Below are 17,866 nucleotides of genomic sequence, written 5' to 3' on the forward strand. Positions count from 1 at the left end.
ACTTTTTGGGGTCTTATTTAGCTACTTCTTTTGGGTTCTAGCTGATTTTTAGACAGAAGTGAGTTGGAATTTTAGCTCCAACTCTGTCGATTCGAATAAAGAAAAGTAATTAGAATTTACTTGAGCAAAGTTAAATTCGTCTATTTATTTATCGGAGACCTCTGCTCTCTTCGCCAAATCGATTACTATCACATCTATCGCATCTACGCCTGAATATTCATGTGAAATCTTCAGCCAGTAACATTTAAGTGCAGCAGCGAGTTCATCCAATCCGACTAGACTCCCATTAATCAACCATTTTTTGGTCACGTTTTGTGAGATCAGCAGAAACACGCCACATCCAGCACTTTCTTCTCGAAGATAATCTCCCACCAACTGATTGCGTAGTCGCTCACAAAGGTCCGGTCCGCTCCACTTTTTATCTAGTAGTTTCAATTCGATAGGTACAGGTGAAAGGACATTGGTATTGTGCAGCCAGATATCCATACGTTGGCCATTTGCAAGTTCAGGCTCTTCTGCGATCGTATACTTGCTGTCACAACGCTGTCTTAACCAACCTGCGATTAACGTTCGCATCTCTGTTTCCCCCTCTGCACGCTGCCAAGTAAGCCAAGGACTATCATTACCTCGCTCTAACCAGTTCTTCAACTCATGAAGCCGATGGACAGCCAAATCAAAAAGCTGACGGTGCGTTGTCGGCTCAATACATTGCGACTTGGCGAACTCTCTTACTTGCTGCTCAGACCAAGGTTCGAGATCACCGTCTTTTTCAGCATGCTTATACGCTTGATTTGCCATCCAATGGCGATAATCTGGATTAGGGTGATCAAGGATTAACTGCTTGATTGCTGTATAACTTTCTTTACCTGGTATTTCTGATAGAAGGTTAAACAGTCTATCACGTGCATCTTGTGCGTCATCCCGTAGCTCTGGAGAGAACACTTTCCCACTAGTTCGGTCGATGTCATCTTCCACTTTAACGTAGCTATGCATCAGGGAATAAAGTGATTTCAAATGTTCTGCTGTACGGAAACAACCAATATTGGGTTTTGTATAACGCGAACTTCGCCCCCCCATCAATGCTGTTATAAAAATCTGCGCTGCACGCTTTGCTGTATCGTCATCTAGTTCTGATAGCCATTGTTCAACTTCTAAGATGCCTTTCTCTGGGCAACAATCTACACGGAGTGCATACCACCAAGATATGTCATCTGGATTGAGCGTATTAGAAAGTTGCTTGATAGCCAGAGCTGACAGATTCTCAGGTTCTATCTCTCCATTGATTAAAATTTTCAGACTGTACTCTCTGATAGATCTGCGGTGACCAGGGTTAATGTCAATCCAGTTTAGAATAACAGAAGCTATATAGGGGTGTAACCAAGGTGCATGATATGCTAAATCATGTAATACCCTAGTCGATTCTGTCTTTTCGAGTTCCCAAACCAATTCTTTAATGACCACTTCTTCGACCAATTGTGGAAAGGCTTTGTGCATCCGTTCCAACCATGTGGGGTAACCGTTTAATTCCCAAAAAATATAGCGTAATGAGTGCCGAACGTTTTCTTCGCTTAGATTCATGGGGAAATCAAAAGATTCAGCGGCATCAATTTCCAATCCAGCCATCGCAAAAATAAGAGCATATGGCGTATTGTTTCCTTCCCCCCCTGAACGCAGTGGTGGTTTGTATTGCGACCAATGTTTGATCGCAGCTTTACGATACCCCAGAGCGACAGCCTCCCCAAATTCAGGTATCAATGCCTGCCAATCAGTGTAACCCCAGCGACTAGTTCCCTGGTTAAGTTCTTGTAGTTCCACCATCAGCCAGTATTGATCACAGGAATATTCACCTGACTCAAGGTTCGGAGAATTGTAAATTCTTTCTGGGTTTGCTCGTAAGTCTGCTATCCATCTTTCTCTGTTTAGCTTCTTTCGCTCTTTTTTTTCAATAAGTTTACGCTGGCGCTCGGCTTCGTTTTTTTCGTATCTTTGCATCTCTTTTGATACAGGCGGTTCGAGCAATGTGTTCAACCGCTCTCGTAGAACAGGTTCATCAGCCACGGCATCTCTTAATAAAGCGAGAATGTTCTCTGATCTGTCAGTTTGCAAGTAGACTCGAAAGGCGGTACTAAGCGCAACCAGACTATCATCTTCCAAAGAGCGGATGTGCATGTAATTGAGAAGTCTCGGGAGACTAGTCGTATCAAAATGCCAAAAATGACCAAGCCATGAAACAGCCCAATCATCCGTTACCTTTTTGTCTGAATTTGAAATCTCAATATTTCGAGCATGTTGGATACTGTTCCAATAAAGCGAATCATTAAGCTCGGGCCAACCAGGTACAAGCGTCTTCAATTCGTCCTTATGCTCAGTGCAATCATCTCCACGCCAAAAACGTAGAGCAGGAACTTTCAACAAAATAGATTGCGATTTATTCCCGAGAGCTGCATCGTGGCGTGCTTTAATCAATCTTTCTATCGCATGCATAGCGATATCTAGCAACCATGCATACTCTTCTGAAACGTGGCATTCCCTACGTTCAACAAATGGCTGTCTTTCTAGATAAGAGTCTAAGCCCTCAACTAGTTTAGGGATCGAATCTAGGCAAATCTTCTCTACATATGAATGAAGCGCACCACGCAGAGCTCTATTTTTAAACCGTTCATAAGCCGGTAATTTACCCAGCGATATCAACAACTGCTCAATACTATGACTGTTGGTGTCAGCTTCCTCTACCAACTCTAAAAGCAATTCTCTTGGAATCTGAGCATCATTTTCATTTAGTTTTAGCCATAGATTTTGTTTTTGCTCGAATGAACCACAAGTCATCACAGCTCGTGTTGAAGCAATTCTTGCGTAGATATCTCGCGAACTATTTTCTGCAATGTGAACCAAAGAGAAAGCACAAGAAGACATTTCACCTTGCCATACCAACCTGCCAAGGAAGAAGATTACATCGTCGTTATCACTGTATCTTTCAATAAGCCGTAGTGTATTTTCCGAAAGGTCAGTGTTAGCAATCCTAGCAATAGCACTATTGTCTCGAGCTGAGTGGCCATCTTTATTCGAAGAAATCCGCTGGACAATGTCTGCTAGAATATTAGCTCTTTCCTGAAGTGGTAATCTTGATGGGTCGCCACCCTCAACGGCAATATCGGGGTTAATATTTAGCGCTTTGAATCTAATTTCTGAATCAAACAAAATAAGCCATGGCAAAATTGGACGTAGCAGCGGAGTAATAATTTTCTCACCGTATTGCTCGCGGAAAAACAAAGTTTCGATTGAATAACGACTATTACCGAGCTTCAATAGTCTATCAAACCACTCAGCCGCAAGTAGTTCACGCACATCTCTGTGTCTAAAACGTACAGCTCCGTATATAACGTCATTAAAGATCCCACGTTCCAGTAACGCACTGACTTCACTTGGATCCCAATCGAAAAGGACGGTTTCTGCATTGATACCTGGTTTGACAGGTGCTGAATCGGGAACGTTAATGCCAGCTTGGCCAGTAAGAACAACAGCGGCAGCCAATCGTTGTGCACCTTCTCTTAGCTTCTCTGCATTGATAGGCTGAAGGTGGGCACGATCAATGTTATGCTCATCACGGAGCCGTTTAATGATGTTATGGCAAAGTAGATCTAGGCGACCACCTAATTCACTTCCCTCTGCCCACTTTGCTAGAATACCGTCAAGATCAAATGGCCGTTCCGCTAGACTCCAAAGGTTGGTTCGTGCAATTTCATTGATTAAACGGTCAATATCTTTTGCTGAACGAGTCATACAAAATCGGCGAACTCTCTCTTCATCCAAGTGACGCAGAGTGTAAACTTTGAGTGAACTCTGCGCTTTGACTGCCTCATTTTCTTCGACTTCATCTACTTCCGATGAAGATGGAAGAAAGAGCCACTCATCCATTAGCCTTCGATCTTCTTTAGGTCGCCAGCTATAAGGACGACTAGAAACATATATATGCGCTCTGTGCGCACATTTCTTTATACCTTTAGCAAATTGTCGAATTGCTTTTTCGAAAGCTCTCGGGCTTGAGAGTCTTGCTTCATCGACAGAGTCTAAGAAGAACCATGCCTCGCTGGTCGAATTCAGCCATAACTGAAATTGGCTTTCCTCACCAACATCGAAGGCCTCATAAAAATCTCTATCGATATCTTCGATACGAATGAAGAAAGCTGGTTTACCTTGAGCCTGGAGTAGTCTTGCACGTTGTAGAAACTCTTCAGTCTTTCCTGCACCTGCCTCAGCTAAAATGACACAACGAAACTCACAGTCTAAATCATCCCATGAATTAGGTTTACCATACCCCCAATTAAAAGAAATTTCGCCTTTTTCCGCATCTTCATGACTTTTGGGCACAGGTGAAAACTGCCTGTTTAATGGAATGTGCTTTTCCATATGCGTTCCTATCAAAGTGAATATTTACAGAGGGGAATGGAAATTTACGTATAAAACAACTCATAAACAGCCATTCTCAGCTAAAAAATGATTAACAATCAAAAGAATACCAGAAGACCTGATTATTTGACATGGCAGAAAATAAACTGTATTCACATGGACTTCCCAGCTCTCACTAGACAGTCTGTTGTTTCAAAAAATACGCTTCTTCGAATTTAGCAGGTGATATACCGCCTGTATGCGAGTGGCGTTTTTTTGGATTGTAAAACATTTCTATAAAGTTAAATATCTCTGTCTTCGCTTCGTCTCTGGTCGAATATATCTTCTTTCTGATCACGCGCTTTTTAAACGTAGCAAAAAAGCTCTCAGCAACCGCATTATCATGACAGTTTCCTCTGCGGCTCATGGAAGGAATAAGGTTATGCTCTTTCATAAACGCTAAATAATCTGCACTGCCATACTGACTGCCTTGATCGCTATGTACCAACACAGATTGTTCTGGCCGACGTTGGTAAACGGCCATTAATAATGCCCGGATAACCAAATGCTTATCCATGTTTTTATCCATCGACCAACCGACAACGCGTCGTGAGAACAAGTCGATAACTGTCGCTAAGTACAGAAAACCCTCATACGTTCGCACATACGTGATGTCACTCACCCACGCAGTATTAGGTGAGTCTGGGGCAAAATCACGCTCCAATACGTTATCTGCAATCCGTGATGGCTTAACGCCTTTGGTGTATTTGCGCTTGTAACCAATCTGCGCTCTAAGGTTGTTCTGTCGCATAATTTTAGCAACACGGTGCACGCTACAAGACTCACCCGCTTCACGAAGATCACGATGTATCCAAGGGCTACCATATGTTCCGCCGCTGGCAATATAGAACTCTTTTATCCGCTTGAGCAGGCGATTATCTTCAATCGCTCTCGTGCTCAACGGCTGTTTAAGCCATGCATAAAAGCCACTGCGATTGATTTTTAATACACGGCACATGGATAACACAGAGAACTGCTTCTGGTGATCTCGGATAAAGGCGTACTTTACTCTGGCTGGCTTGCAAAGTACCTTGCGGCCTTTTTTAAGATGTCCCTTTCCTCCGTGACCCGCTTCAACTCTGCCTCTAACTTAGCAATTCGAACCGAATCATCAGATGACTGGCGAACGGCTTTATTGCCACTTAACTGGCTTCGCCAGTGATAGAGGGATTTAGTTGAAATACCAAGCCGATCAGCAACTTCCTGAACTGAATAACCACGCTCAGTAATTTGCTTGACTGCTTCTATCTTAAACTCTTCGGTATACCGTTTGCCTTTGCTCATAAACACCTCTATTTGAAGTTACATTGTAACTGTTAAAAGTGTCTAGCAAAGTCTGTGAAGTCCACATCCGCTAAATTAGGTGGATAAAATCACTATACCACTACACTGTTTATCAACGTCAACCTAAAGTTGAGGTGGTTGTTTATTGCTTGACGGTTGTTATTTCAGTAAAATATTATCAATGGTTTGTTTACATGAGATTTCGTGAAAATCTTGTGACCCTTGGTTTAAAGTGAATTAATGAAGGTAAAAATGTTTTCGTATATGAAGTTCACCGTAAGTGCTTTATTCCTTTTTAGTTGTTTATGGGTAAACGGTTTAATGGCTATAACTCAACAGTTAGTCTCTGAAGGGGGGACGTATAGTGCAACTATTAATTCTTACCATGGAATTGATTATCAAGATGAATTTGGTTGGTTAAGAGATCAAAGTTACCCCAATGTAACTGACCCTAAAATCCTACAATATTTGTCTAGAGAAAATGAACTGAGTAAAGCATTTTTCGCACAAGACAAGCAATTGTTAACTCAAGTTTTCGAAGAGATAAAGAGTCGCTCTCCTTTAACAGGAAGAGTTCAAACTTGGCAAGATGAGCATTACCTATTCGAGAAGCGATACAAGCATAATGCGAAATACCCGACTTATTTTTATACACGTAAAGCCTCAGATAGAAAGAAGGTACTTTTCGACGCTGAGTTGAGAGCTCGAGACATTGAAAATTATTACCTAGAATCGATAGAAATATCTCCAGATTACTCCCAATTAGCATGGGTTGAAGATACTCGAGGTGATAAAATCGGCACGCTAAGCGTAAAGTCCTTAGAGAATAACAAAGGTAAGGAACTGATTATTGAGGGGGTTTCAGCAAGCTTTGCTTGGGCTCCTGACTCTAAAGGATTATATTATATTAACAAAAATAGGGAAGGTAAAGCGTACCAAATTAACTACGTAAAAGTTTCTACAGGTCAAATAACCACGCTTTATACGGAAATTGACCAGAATTTTTGGGTAGATGTTTACACTTCCGTTTCCAAAGACAAGATTTTTATCAATACAAGAAACTGGAATGTTTCAGAGACGATAGAAGTTAACTGGCAAGACAAGAATGGCACGCTAAAAGTACTAATACCTAGGAGTGCCAATACGTCTCATACGGTTCAGCATACAGCATTAGGTTACGTTATTAAGACGAACCTTCACAATAATAATTTTGATGTTTTTGTCACTGAAAATGCTACTGCGCCGAATACCTGGCGCAATTTGTTAGAAAATCGAGAAAGTGGACTGATAAAAAACGTGCTTGTCTTCAGTGAATACGTGGCTACTCGAGAGCGTTCTGAAGGTGTAGACCGCCTTAGAATCGTTAATTTAAAAAACGGCGAATATTGGTTTGTTAATTTTAGTGAAGATATATTTGGCCTGACATTTTATGGAATAATACAAGATAAAGGGACGGCAACAATTAAGTTGCGATACCAATCGCTTATAACTCCACGAACCATTTATAGTTATAATATGAAGACCCGTGAATTAACAGCAATTGATGGGATATTCCCCCCTGGATTTGATAAATCTTCCTATGAAACCAAGCGACTCTATGCTACTGGCCATGATGGGGTGAAAATACCAATTTCGCTTATCCGACATAAGCAATTCAGAAAACTTAAGAAAAGGCCCTTGCTTTTATACGTATACGGAGCATACGGTGATGGAATACCACCAGAGTTTCCGCGGTTTGGGTTTAGCGCCATTGACCGAGGAATGACTTACGCTGTTGCCCACGTGAGAGGAGGGGATGAGCTTGGTAAACATTGGCATGATCAAGGTAAGTTGCTAAATCGAAAAAATACGTTCGAAGATTTCTTGTCTGTAGCGGATTATTTAGTCGAAAATGGTTACACGACGAAGGGGAATATTTCTGCTACAGGAGAGTCAAGTGGAGGAACTGTTCTTGGAGTTGCCATCAACAATCGTCCAGAATTATTTAAGTCAATCAGTGTCTTAGTGCCATTCGTCGATGTAGTGAACACGTTGATGGATAGTAGTCTTGAATACTCCATTTATGACTGGACTGAGTTTGGAAATCCTACCAAAAGTAAAGAAGTCTTCGATTATATGATGAGTTATTCCCCATATGAAAATGTTAGGACTACTAACTACCCTGATGTCTATGCAACCGCTGCAAAGCATGATCCAGCTGTGGGTTATTGGGAAGTCGCAAAATGGATCGCTAAACTCAAAAAATATAATCAGTCTGATAGTTCAATTTTTTTAGGGGTACGAAATGGTGGTCATGTTAGCGCCGAGCTTTTTGAAAATGAATTTGAATTCTCCAAATTAATCACATTCATACTTCGTTCTAATCAGCTTAGAGAAAAATTATAATGCAACAGTATCATTTCTTATCAGAATACATTGTTAAGGTAGCGTCTGCACTTCCCTTGAAACTTATAGATTCTTTGAAAGAGTCGTTAAATGCATTAGGTGACATCGCTGAAAATATAAAAGAGGCAGACATAATACAGCTTGTCGAAATTCAGCGTGCGAATTATGAGTACTACTCAGAAAATGTGTTTCCCAACGTGCAAATTAATGACGAAAGTAATCAGTATTCGCTGGAACTAGATTCACTTACATTTGGTTCAGAAAGTAGGCTTATAGACCTAGGTGGTAAAGGGAAAACTCAACGATTTGCTGCTTTTATGTTTATTATTGATTGTGAAAAGGAGAGTAGGATTAACTTTCCTGCACAGTCCACCTCAAATGTTTGTAATATTGGAGATCTCTATATATTACCACCTTATTTCACACATAGGTTTCATGTGGAAATATCGGAAAAGCAATGTCTAAGGTCCGTTAATCTTTATTGTTGCATGAGTTAATTTCTGGATAGGTATGAGTGAAATGTAGAATCTAAAGTACTTTACCTAAATAACTACTCCGTAAAGGCAAATTATCAAGTGTTTAAAATAAAGGTGTGCAGGCTATGATACACATAGGTAGAGATGTCACGATTAAAGAAAACTCAATGAATACTAAACAATGTCAGGCATTTATAGACTTATTTAATGAAGATAAAAGTCAAGTTGAAATTAATAACAAAGCTGCGGGCAACTACAGTGGTGAAACACAATATAGGGATTATTTACTTAATTTAAGTGGAGCGCCCGAATTGGAGCAATTTATCAAAGAGATGATGCTAAATGCTATGGAGGAATATAAGCAGTTACTCGACCTGCCTTTTTCATTGGGAGAGGTATATGAGCCATTCGAAATAATGAAGTTCAAACGAAGTATCGACAAGTTTGAAGTTCATTTTGATTCAAATGGAAAGGCTCACCCTCGTTCCTTGGCAATCATTTGGTATTTAAATGATGTCGAAGAAGGAGGTGTGCTGCATATGCCCTCAAAACTACAACCTTTGACTGTTAAGCCAAAGAAAGGGCGAATGGTGATAATGCCTACTGACTGGACTCATTATCACTATGTTACACCAGCAACAAGCGGTGATCGATATAGTCTTATTACATTTATAAATCACACCTAACCGATTGGAGAATCAATGTTTATTGAAAAAATAATAAAGACAAAGAAGACAGTAATTGCAGGAGTTGTTGTATGTTCTGTTACTTCTGTAAATGCCAGCGAACACATGTATTCAGCTCCTAGGCTAAATGAAATCAAAGAGCAAGTAGATGCTCTTATTGTCGAATCTGACGATTTGTTATTGAATGAAATTAAAGTAGGGCAATCACTTGAACTAGCTCAAAAAACTAAAAAACGTCATGATAAAAAGCGTAGCTCGAAAAAGCGTAGAGATAAGGACAGTCAATTCAAGATTAATGAATTATGGGATAAGATCATGACAAATGGGAAAGGGAAAGATCAGAGAAACGCTTAATAGCGAGGTTTTTCTGAATTAGAAAAGGGACTAAAAGCTCTTTTAACTATTTAGTTCAATGCCTTTAGAGTAACCGTGCGAATAATCCTACCTGGCATCGATGCTCTAATTGAGGGAGAGGCAAAAATCTGTGTCATTTCGGTAATATTAAGAAAACAGGAATGACACATATCCAACACATTTAATTTTGAGACTGTATTAAAAGCATTGCCGTCAAGTAAGCCTCTTAATGGCAAAGACCGGGTTCTTACGCCATTAATCAAGCAGCTAACAGAGGTGGCACTTAAGGCTAATTAACCTGAGATCGGGTTAAGTAACCTGAACTTCGGATAAGAAATTTAGAAAACGAAGGAACTAAAAGCTCGTTCCCTGAGGTAGTGTTTAGAAATCTGTGTCATTTCAGTAATATTAAGAAAACAGGAATGACACATGACTCAAGAATTCGATTTCAACAAATCATTAGAACAACTTCAATCCGGTAAAGGCTTAACTGGTGAAGATGGTGTGCTTACCCCCCTCATCAAACAACTCACAGAAGCTGCGCTTAAAGTTGAACTAGAGCAGCATTTAGAATCAGCAACAGAGCCAAACCGAAAGAACGGCCACACTAAGAAAACGGTTAAGTCCTCGGTCGGTGAGTTCGAACTTGAAACCCCGAGAGACCGTGCTGGTACTTTTGAGCCTCAAACGGTTAAGAAAAATCAAACCAAGCTCTCCGACGATATCTATAATTATGAACGGCCTCATGATTCACTTGGAGATATGACACCAATGAGGCAGCATAAAATTCTACGAAAGAGCTGTACTAAATTGGGTGGAGTTACAAAAGTGATTTAATCTTTAATGAAATTGGTATCATTATATTTATGTGATATTAGTAAGTTAGACAGAGCGACTGATTTGCTAGGGACTTATAATAATGAACGCCCTTACATGGGCTTAGGTGGTATAACACCAACAAAAAATCTGGGGAAATTAAACAACGGAAATTCTACAGCAAGCCTCTATTAAAAATGATGGTATTACAGCCATAATAAGCAATGAGTAAGAGGATACTAAGGTCCACATTTTGTAGCAGACTCTACGAAAAAGTTATTTTTCGACGACTCCTATTGTAGCCAACTCTTGTATCGCATTACTAATATATTTTAACAGTTTTTTCCGCGAATCACGATCTTCTTTAGAAGTAGTTGTAACCATCATGAACTTTTCAAATTCATAAAGATCCATTTTACATTCTTTGGTCTCGTAATTTACAACGGTACCTTCTGACCAATCCATAAGCAAAGCCAACTCTTCCCGACTTAGCCCTGCATTTTCTCGCATTTTTCTAAAAATTTCAGGTTTCAGCTTTTTTCTGAACATGTTGCTTAACTCCATAAAGGGATCATGCTAACATTACTTAGCTCCATAAAGGGATCATGCTAACGTTAATGTATTTAGTATGGGAGTATTACTAAATTTTTATTAATTTTCAATTATTTTTGTGTTTCACTCTCATGAATCAAACCTATTTATTTATTCCTTCGGGCAAAACAGAAGACAAGTTACGCTTGTTATTTCCGAAACATACACGTTTTATCGTACCTAATGCCGGAGAATGTGAAATTCTGTCCTATAAGAAAGACGCAAAATACAACATACTCAATTGGACAGTTGAAAAAAAATGGCCTGTGGATCATGCCAATGAATTCCTTGAATATGAATTATTCAACACGCCACTGATAGGTTTTATAAAATTACATAGCCAATACCAGAGTTCCTCATTTATTTATTGTGACGTAACTAACCTTGCTAACGCCCAAAACGCTGGTGCATTAAATGACGCCCTTAAAGTGCTATTAAAATATTGTAAAAATAAAACAATGATTTTGCTAGATGGCCTTTTACAAGATAACCATAGTATATATGAAGAAATTGTTAGATGGGCAACTGACTGCATTTTAATAACCGAGTTAGAGTCTCAGAAATTCAGAACTGTTTTAGTCAATTATCCCTTAAAAAACATGCCTCTTTTAACTTCTGGTAAAACAGCTGCGGAGTCACAAAGAATAAAGCGGAAAGCTGAGCGCTGGAGTAGGAATTTCAGCGAGTTACCAAAACCTGAGCAAGACAGAATTATGATCGACTTGCTTACTCAATACTGTAATTAACTGAAGAGAATACATATTCAATGAGTTTAAAAAAACTTCTTCTCTATTGTACACTGATATTTGTATTTTATTTTTTGAATCTAGAAACCGAGACAGAAAGGCTAGTATTTTTTATTTTTCTTGGTTTGATATATTTTGATGCGCAAGATGAAAATATTCGAAGTCTTGTATTAATCATTACATTCGTGGAATTTGTATTTTACGAACTTGACTACATATTTTATGTAATTGGAAAGTATTATTGGAATACAGGTACAATTGCTGGGAACATTATTCTCGACATAATTATTCTTCTAAGCATCATGTCCTCAATGCTATCAGTCTATTACCGAAACGAACTCACCAATGCCATACATCGATTATTCGGCTGGCCAAAATTAGACTATTTACCAACAAGAGCTGACTTAGCTGTCATAAATACCTTACGGATAATAGGTATATATCATGTCATTATGCTTAGTATAAATGCATATATCGTTAATCAATACAAAATTGCGGTGGAATCTACAGACTCGATAGTTATATTCGAACTCAAGGAACAACTTTTAAATTTTAATCTATTATATGTCGACTGGGGGTTCAAATTTACTATCTTAAAATATGCAGTGTTATTACTTTCACTGCACTCATGGTTGCACAAAACCCTAAATAGCAAACGCCCTCAACTTGGGCTACTTAGAGGGTAATATGCATATGGCGATTTATAACTTAGTTACTGCGTTTGAAATGTGGAGAGGTCTACTCCCGAGACGGGTTCAGATTGCGTTTTATGTATTCTTAGTTACTACACCAATAATTAGTATTATCTATTTATCAAATGAGCAAGCAGGCGCTCCTAAAACACTTTCTGATTATAGCATAGGAGCACTCTTTCGAATGAGTATTCTTGCATTCATATTTTTTATTGCTGACTACTTTCGCTATTTTTATTCTATTTTTAGACTAAAAGCTAAAGAGGTCAAATTTGACAGGTAAGGACTTAACAGTTTTGGCTGTTGAACCACGTCTGCGGTTTGGCTCTTCACAGTTTTCCAGATGCTGATCTAATAAATCTGAGTTCGATTTTAGAATATTATAATCCAATGGAACTAAAAGCCTGTTCCGCAATCAGATCTTTTGACTAAAAAACAAATGAAAGGCTAGGTGCAGGGTCATGTTAAAAAAGCGATTCATTATTGAGACATATATGGACTGTAGTGGTACAGACACTACCCACTTTACAAGCATGAGCTGTTTTTATCTTGTAAAAAATACAAAATAAATAGTGTGTTCTTTTTGTTCGTTAACATATGTTCATGTAGTTTTCTGATTAATAGATATTAAAAATATCAGCACTGACATATATACTGGCTCTGTTCTTTCCTCTGATTATCAAGAAAAGAGTGGCGGGAGTTGACTCCCGCTGGCCTCTGATGAATTCCGTACTTGAAATACCTAAACAGCCACACGGATTATAAATCCTTGTCTCAACCAGGTTGTTTTCAAGCGGAAAAACCGTTTACTCATCAACATGTGTTATATGTTGAGGTTGGTACATCACATCTTTTTGCAACAAGTGCCAAACAATTCGTGAAAGTTTATGAGCAATGGCAACCACCGCTTTATTAAAACCACGTCGATGTGGATCGCTTCACTGGACTTCACAGACTTTGCTAGACACTTTTAACAGTTACAATGTAACTTCAAATAGAGGTGTTTATGAGCAAAGGCAAACGGTATACCGAAGAGTTTAAGATAGAAGCAGTCAAGCAAATTACTGAGCGTGGTTATTCAGTTCAGGAAGTTGCTGATCGGCTTGGTATTTCAACTAAATCCCTCTATCACTGGCGAAGCCAGTTAAGTGGCAATAAAGCCGTTCGCCAGTCATCTGATGATTCGGTTCGAATTGCTAAGTTAGAGGCAGAGTTGAAGCGGGTCACGGAGGAAAGGGACATCTTAAAAAAGGCCGCAAGGTACTTTGCAAGCCAGCCAGAGTAAAGTACGCCTTTATCCGAGATCACCAGAAGCAGTTCTCTGTGTTATCCATGTGCCGTGTATTAAAAATCAATCGCAGTGGCTTTTATGCATGGCTTAAACAGCCGTTGAGCACGAGAGCGATTGAAGATAATCGCCTGCTCAAGCGGATAAAAGAGTTCTATATTGCCAGCGGCGGAACATATGGTAGCCCTTGGATACATCGTGATCTTCGTGAAGCGGGCGAGTCTTGTAGCGTGCACCGTGTTGCTAAAATTATGCGACTGAACAACCTTAGAGCGCAGATTGGTTACAAGCGCAAATACATCAAAGGCGTTAAGCCATCACGGATTGCAGATAACGTATTGGAGCGTGATTTTGCCCCAGACTCACCTAATACTGCGTGGGTGAGTGACATCACGTATGTGCGAACGTATGAGGGTTTTCTGTACTTAGCGACAGTTATCGACTTGTTCTCACGACGCGTTGTCGGTTGGTCGATGGATAAAAACATGGATAAGCATTTGGTTATCCGGGCATTATTAATGGCCGTTTACCAACGTCGGCCAGAACAATCTGTGTTGGTACATAGCGATCAAGGCAGTCAGTATGGCAGTGCAGATTATTTAGCGTTTATGAAAGAGCATAATCTTATTCCTTCCATGAGCCGCAGAGGAAACTGTCATGATAATGCGGTTGCTGAGAGCTTTTTTGCTACGTTTAAAAAGCGCGTGATCAGAAAGAAGATATATTCGACCAGAGTCGAAGCGAAGACAGAGATATTTAACTTTATAGAAATGTTTTACAATCCAAAAAAACGCCACTCGCATACAGGCGGTATATCACCTGCTAAATTCGAAGAAGCGTATTTTTTGAAACAACAGACTGTCTAGTGAGAGCTGGGAAGTCCACACTGCAAAACTTTTGATTTTGCAAAATAGAATGTAGAGAAAAATAACAGCATTAATAATACATCTACATTTCTATTTTAGAGCCGGAATTAGCGGCCAATCATTTTCTGAGACACCACAAAATCAATAAATAACCTTATACATTCCCGATTGTTCTATCAGCTGTAAATACAGATACATCAATACTCCCCATCATATAGATATTGCCATCGAGACTTCGATGGAAGGCTAAATAATGATTAATTAAATACATGACAAGAACTATGAACTTGTACTATTATGACTATTGAGTAAGTGATGAGATATGGCATCGAATGTCTTCGAACTAGTGACCAAAGTGGTGACTTCATCATTTTAGACCGAATTAAATAATTGGAAAATTTAGAACTTTTTCTCCCTTGCGTGTTGAGTAAATCTTCCTTTTAATTATCCGCTTTTTAATCGTTGCAAAAAAGCTTTCAGCAACTGCATTATCGTGACAATTCCCAGCTCGACTCATTGAGGGTACAAGGTTATGTTCTTTCATAAAGGCTAAATAATCAGCGCTACCATACTGGCTTCCTTGATCACTATGTACCATTACGTCAGCTTTGGGTTGGCGCTGATAAACTGCCATGAGCAATGCTTTAATTAACCTCAGATCTGCATAAGAATTAAAGCCGAGTCACTTTTATACTCGGCTTTTTAGTCTGAAAGGTATAGGCAATTAATCCAGCCATTAAATTAACCATAAATGAGATGAAGCTGCGGTGCCTTGTATGGTCTATTTGAGCCATATTTTTCAGTTGGTCGAAAACTGTTTCAATGATGAAACGCTTTGATAGCATCGCTCTATCCCAAGATGATATTGGCTGACGTTTCATATTACTTCGTTGACCTGTAATAAAATCAATGCCTTGCTCAGTAAGTTCCGCTTTTAGATTTGCAGATACATAACCTTTATCAGCGTATAAACTCCCTGTAACATTATCGACCATATCTAACACAGGCTGTCTATCATCAACATTCCCAGCTGTCACTTTTACTGCTAATAAATCACCTTCATCATTCATGATGAGGTGAAGTTTAAAGCCATAAAACCAGCCCATTGTTCCTTTCCCCCGCTTGGCTTCTCCCGCGAAAACTTGGTGGCGAGGAATACGCATGTTGTGACACACCTTGAGAGAAGTAGAGTCGATAAATGCAATGCCTGTTGGTTTATCAAAGCGCTGCTTCAGATAGCTACACAGAGCAGGTAACGTGGCCTGAAGTAACTTCAACATACGTGTATAACTGACTAAATCAGGAAAATAATGTCGCCAATACTGACAAACAAATTTGGTGTAGTAAGTTTTAAAGTCGCGATAACCTGATTGATGAAAGGCAATTAATATAGTCATCACTTCGCTAGAGGATAGTCGAGACGGCTTAATGCGTTGCTTCTCACCTGATTCTATTAGGTGTTTAAGCCATTGAGGTTCAAACAATAAACAAAAATCATCGACATCTACGTAAATTACATCTAAGTTATTCATGCCCTTGCCTCGGTAATCTTATGTTTCTTGGTCGAAAGATCTGATCACCGCAAGGGCATTTAGTTCCATTTCTTTTGTGCAGCTCAGGTTAATTACTAAGTGCTTGTCCATGTTTTTATCCACGACCAGGTATCTACACACATGATGATTCTGCTAAAAAGGTGGTCTACTTAGCGATTGAGCATGCATAAAAAAATGGACGATGCCAATTAGAAATTGGAAATCGGCCTAGAATCGATTTATGATCGAATTCGAAGACCGATTAAAAGGTGTTATTTAACACTGGCAGTTACACAAAGTGCCTTACAGGGTCAGGCAGCCCCCCGAAATTTGCGCTTCGCTATTCAAACAGGTTTAGTTATAAAGCCCTGTCATGTAAACTATACTGTAAATATATTTAATGTTCCTCACTCCAAGATACACAAACTTTTATCAATACTGTTTACGCCACCCATAAGCTTTCGAGACACAAGGGACGCATGAATTTTAACACTTTTTGATTCAGATATTGCTTCATCCAGAATGTACAATACACAACTCCTCGCCAGCTCGATGCGTTGTTTATAGCCACCAATCAGTTGCTCCACCTGAATAACTTCCTCTGTATTTGTATATCCAATCAATGCAATACTAACGGTTTGCACTCCCAAGTGAGTTAATTTTCGTTTGTATTCAGGGAAAATAAGAATCTGGTTATTTCCTAAAACATCTTTACCAAATGCAATATGCCTAGTTTCGAAAACTGAGCCGCTAATATTTTCCACCAAGCCATAATCGGCTGCGAATGAAGCAAATGCCCTAGTATGCCCTGACGTTTTAGTTATTTTAGTACCCGATTGTTCAGGTTGTAGGCTGCTTCTCACAATAACTTGGCAATCATCTAATTTGAGAGGTGAAAGCGTCTCCGGATGTAAAATTTTACTGCCAGCACGCGCCATAGCATCAGCTTGATACCAATCAATGGATTCAAACCAAATGGCATTTTTAACTACCCTAGGATCTGAACTGAATACTCCTTTAACATCTGTCCAAATTTCTAGACGCTGTGCACTAATTAAACTGGCAAATAAACTTGCACTAAAGTCACTACCATTACGGCCTAGGGTGGTCACTTTGCCATTTGCATCGGATGCAATAAAGCCAGTAACTACTTTGATACCTGATTCGTATAACAACCCAGATTGCTCTAATCTGCTATAGCTATGCTTTAGATCAACACAACGCTCCCCTAAACTTAAAATATCAGTCGCATTAACGAAGCAAGCTGACTTTCCAAGAGATTTCACCAACTGTGTCATCAACTTGGCAGACCAGATTTCACCATAGCATACATATTCACACTCGCTGTGCCTAGCCTGCTTTTGCGTTGTAATTTTATCGTCCAGTATCAGTTGATCTTGCTCTAATTGGTGAATCAAGTTATCAGGCGTATCCAGCACTGATGCCAACAAACTTCGCTGATATTCTATGAGTTCAGCGAGTTCTGTTGTAGCAAGTTGTTCATCTATCAACGACAACTGGTAAATCGTCGTTAGCTTGTCAGTTGTTTTGCCTGATGCAGATACAACTATCCAATCATTGTTACCCAAATGAGTACCTATTATTTTAGCCACACGAGCATAACAATTGGTGTTAGCTAAGCTTGACCCGCCAAACTTATTAACGACAAGTTCATTGTTCATAATTTTTTCCTTAATATCGCTA

Annotated in this window: 11 protein-coding genes and 2 pseudogenes; 7 read left to right on the forward strand and 6 right to left on the reverse strand. The window is 39.4% G+C overall.

Features of this window, described 5'->3' with window-relative positions; genetic code table 11:
• Window positions 1–144: 144 nt before the first annotated feature.
• Both PULV_RS01510 and PULV_RS01515 read right to left on the reverse strand, forming a co-directional pair.
• Window positions 145–4,407 carry an NACHT domain-containing protein gene (locus PULV_RS01510; protein WP_193330717.1) on the reverse strand — a complete coding sequence of 1,421 codons (4,263 nt, stop codon included), beginning with the start codon at window positions 4,405–4,407 and terminating at the stop codon, window positions 145–147.
• 175 nt (window positions 4,408–4,582) lie between these two features.
• Window positions 4,583–5,730, reverse strand: a protein-coding gene (locus PULV_RS01515; RefSeq protein ID WP_193330718.1) for an IS3 family transposase whose coding sequence is annotated in 2 segments (ribosomal slippage) — window positions 4,583–5,496 and window positions 5,496–5,730 — 1,149 coding nt in all. Because the reading frame shifts where the segments join, the coding sequence is not laid out codon by codon here.
• Between the two features lie 321 nt (window positions 5,731–6,051).
• Between PULV_RS01515 and PULV_RS01520 the strand changes: the two genes are divergently transcribed.
• The 5 genes and pseudogenes from PULV_RS01520 to PULV_RS01540 all read left to right on the forward strand — a co-directional run.
• Window positions 6,052–8,115 (forward strand): prolyl oligopeptidase family serine peptidase, encoded by a 2,064-nt coding sequence (locus tag PULV_RS01520; protein ID WP_193330719.1) that lies wholly within the window; start codon window positions 6,052–6,054, stop codon window positions 8,113–8,115.
• Entirely contained in the window at window positions 8,115–8,612 is a 498-nt protein-coding gene (locus PULV_RS01525) for a hypothetical protein (protein ID WP_193330720.1), read from the forward strand. The genes PULV_RS01520 and PULV_RS01525 overlap by 1 nt, the downstream gene beginning before the upstream one ends.
• A gap of 146 nt (window positions 8,613–8,758) precedes the next feature.
• Entirely contained in the window at window positions 8,759–9,277 is a 519-nt protein-coding gene (locus tag PULV_RS01530) for a 2OG-Fe(II) oxygenase family protein (RefSeq protein ID WP_193330721.1), read from the forward strand.
• A gap of 15 nt (window positions 9,278–9,292) precedes the next feature.
• The gene (locus PULV_RS01535; protein ID WP_193330722.1) at window positions 9,293–9,631 is read left to right on the forward strand and encodes a hypothetical protein; all 339 of its coding nucleotides are present in this window, start codon (window positions 9,293–9,295) and stop codon (window positions 9,629–9,631) included.
• 429 nt (window positions 9,632–10,060) lie between these two features.
• Window positions 10,061–10,357: pseudogene (locus PULV_RS01540) on the forward strand (transposase); the annotation flags it as partial.
• 366 nt (window positions 10,358–10,723) lie between these two features.
• Here the strand turns inward: PULV_RS01540 and PULV_RS01545 are convergent.
• Window positions 10,724–10,996 carry a helix-turn-helix domain-containing protein gene (locus tag PULV_RS01545; RefSeq protein ID WP_193330723.1) on the reverse strand — a complete coding sequence of 91 codons (273 nt, stop codon included), beginning with the start codon at window positions 10,994–10,996 and terminating at the stop codon, window positions 10,724–10,726.
• Window positions 10,997–11,130: 134 nt separating this feature from the next.
• On the opposite strand from PULV_RS01545, the gene PULV_RS01550 reads away from it, so the two are divergent.
• Window positions 11,131–11,784, forward strand: a complete 654-nt coding sequence (locus PULV_RS01550; protein WP_193330724.1) for a hypothetical protein — start codon at window positions 11,131–11,133, stop codon at window positions 11,782–11,784.
• A gap of 1,698 nt (window positions 11,785–13,482) precedes the next feature.
• Window positions 13,483–14,630, forward strand: a protein-coding gene (locus PULV_RS01555) for an IS3 family transposase (RefSeq protein ID WP_193330725.1) whose coding sequence is annotated in 2 segments (ribosomal slippage) — window positions 13,483–13,717 and window positions 13,717–14,630 — 1,149 coding nt in all. Because the reading frame shifts where the segments join, the coding sequence is not laid out codon by codon here.
• A 418-nt stretch (window positions 14,631–15,048) separates the two neighbouring features.
• Here the strand turns inward: PULV_RS01555 and PULV_RS01560 are convergent.
• The 3 genes and pseudogenes from PULV_RS01560 to PULV_RS01570 all read right to left on the reverse strand — a co-directional run.
• Window positions 15,049–15,282, reverse strand: a pseudogene (locus PULV_RS01560) (DDE-type integrase/transposase/recombinase); the annotation flags it as partial.
• A gap of 19 nt (window positions 15,283–15,301) precedes the next feature.
• Complete coding sequence (locus PULV_RS01565) at window positions 15,302–16,162, reverse strand: IS982 family transposase (protein ID WP_193330726.1); 861 nt, start codon at window positions 16,160–16,162, stop codon at window positions 15,302–15,304.
• Window positions 16,163–16,569: 407 nt separating this feature from the next.
• Window positions 16,570–17,844 carry an amino acid kinase family protein gene (locus PULV_RS01570; protein WP_193330727.1) on the reverse strand — a complete coding sequence of 425 codons (1,275 nt, stop codon included), beginning with the start codon at window positions 17,842–17,844 and terminating at the stop codon, window positions 16,570–16,572.
• Window positions 17,845–17,866 lie beyond the last annotated feature (22 nt).

Origin of the sequence: Pseudoalteromonas ulvae UL12, from assembly GCF_014925405.1 — a bacterium.
GTDB lineage: Bacteria > Pseudomonadota > Gammaproteobacteria > Enterobacterales > Alteromonadaceae > Pseudoalteromonas > Pseudoalteromonas ulvae.

Bases quoted from the DNA above. Each gene is read 5' to 3' on its own strand.
- PULV_RS01510 (WP_193330717.1), bottom strand. From the start codon at position 4,407: ATGGAAAAGCACATTCCATTAAACAGGCAGTTTTCACCTGTGCCCAAA.
- PULV_RS01520 (WP_193330719.1), top strand. From the start codon at position 6,052: ATGGCTATAACTCAACAGTTAGTCTCTGAAGGGGGGACGTATAGTGCA.
- PULV_RS01525 (WP_193330720.1), top strand. From the start codon at position 8,115: ATGCAACAGTATCATTTCTTATCAGAATACATTGTTAAGGTAGCGTCT.
- PULV_RS01530 (WP_193330721.1), top strand. From the start codon at position 8,759: ATGAATACTAAACAATGTCAGGCATTTATAGACTTATTTAATGAAGAT.
- PULV_RS01535 (WP_193330722.1), top strand. From the start codon at position 9,293: ATGTTTATTGAAAAAATAATAAAGACAAAGAAGACAGTAATTGCAGGA.
- PULV_RS01545 (WP_193330723.1), bottom strand. From the start codon at position 10,996: ATGTTCAGAAAAAAGCTGAAACCTGAAATTTTTAGAAAAATGCGAGAA.
- PULV_RS01550 (WP_193330724.1), top strand. From the start codon at position 11,131: ATGAATCAAACCTATTTATTTATTCCTTCGGGCAAAACAGAAGACAAG.
- PULV_RS01565 (WP_193330726.1), bottom strand. From the start codon at position 16,162: ATGAATAACTTAGATGTAATTTACGTAGATGTCGATGATTTTTGTTTA.
- PULV_RS01570 (WP_193330727.1), bottom strand. From the start codon at position 17,844: ATGAACAATGAACTTGTCGTTAATAAGTTTGGCGGGTCAAGCTTAGCT.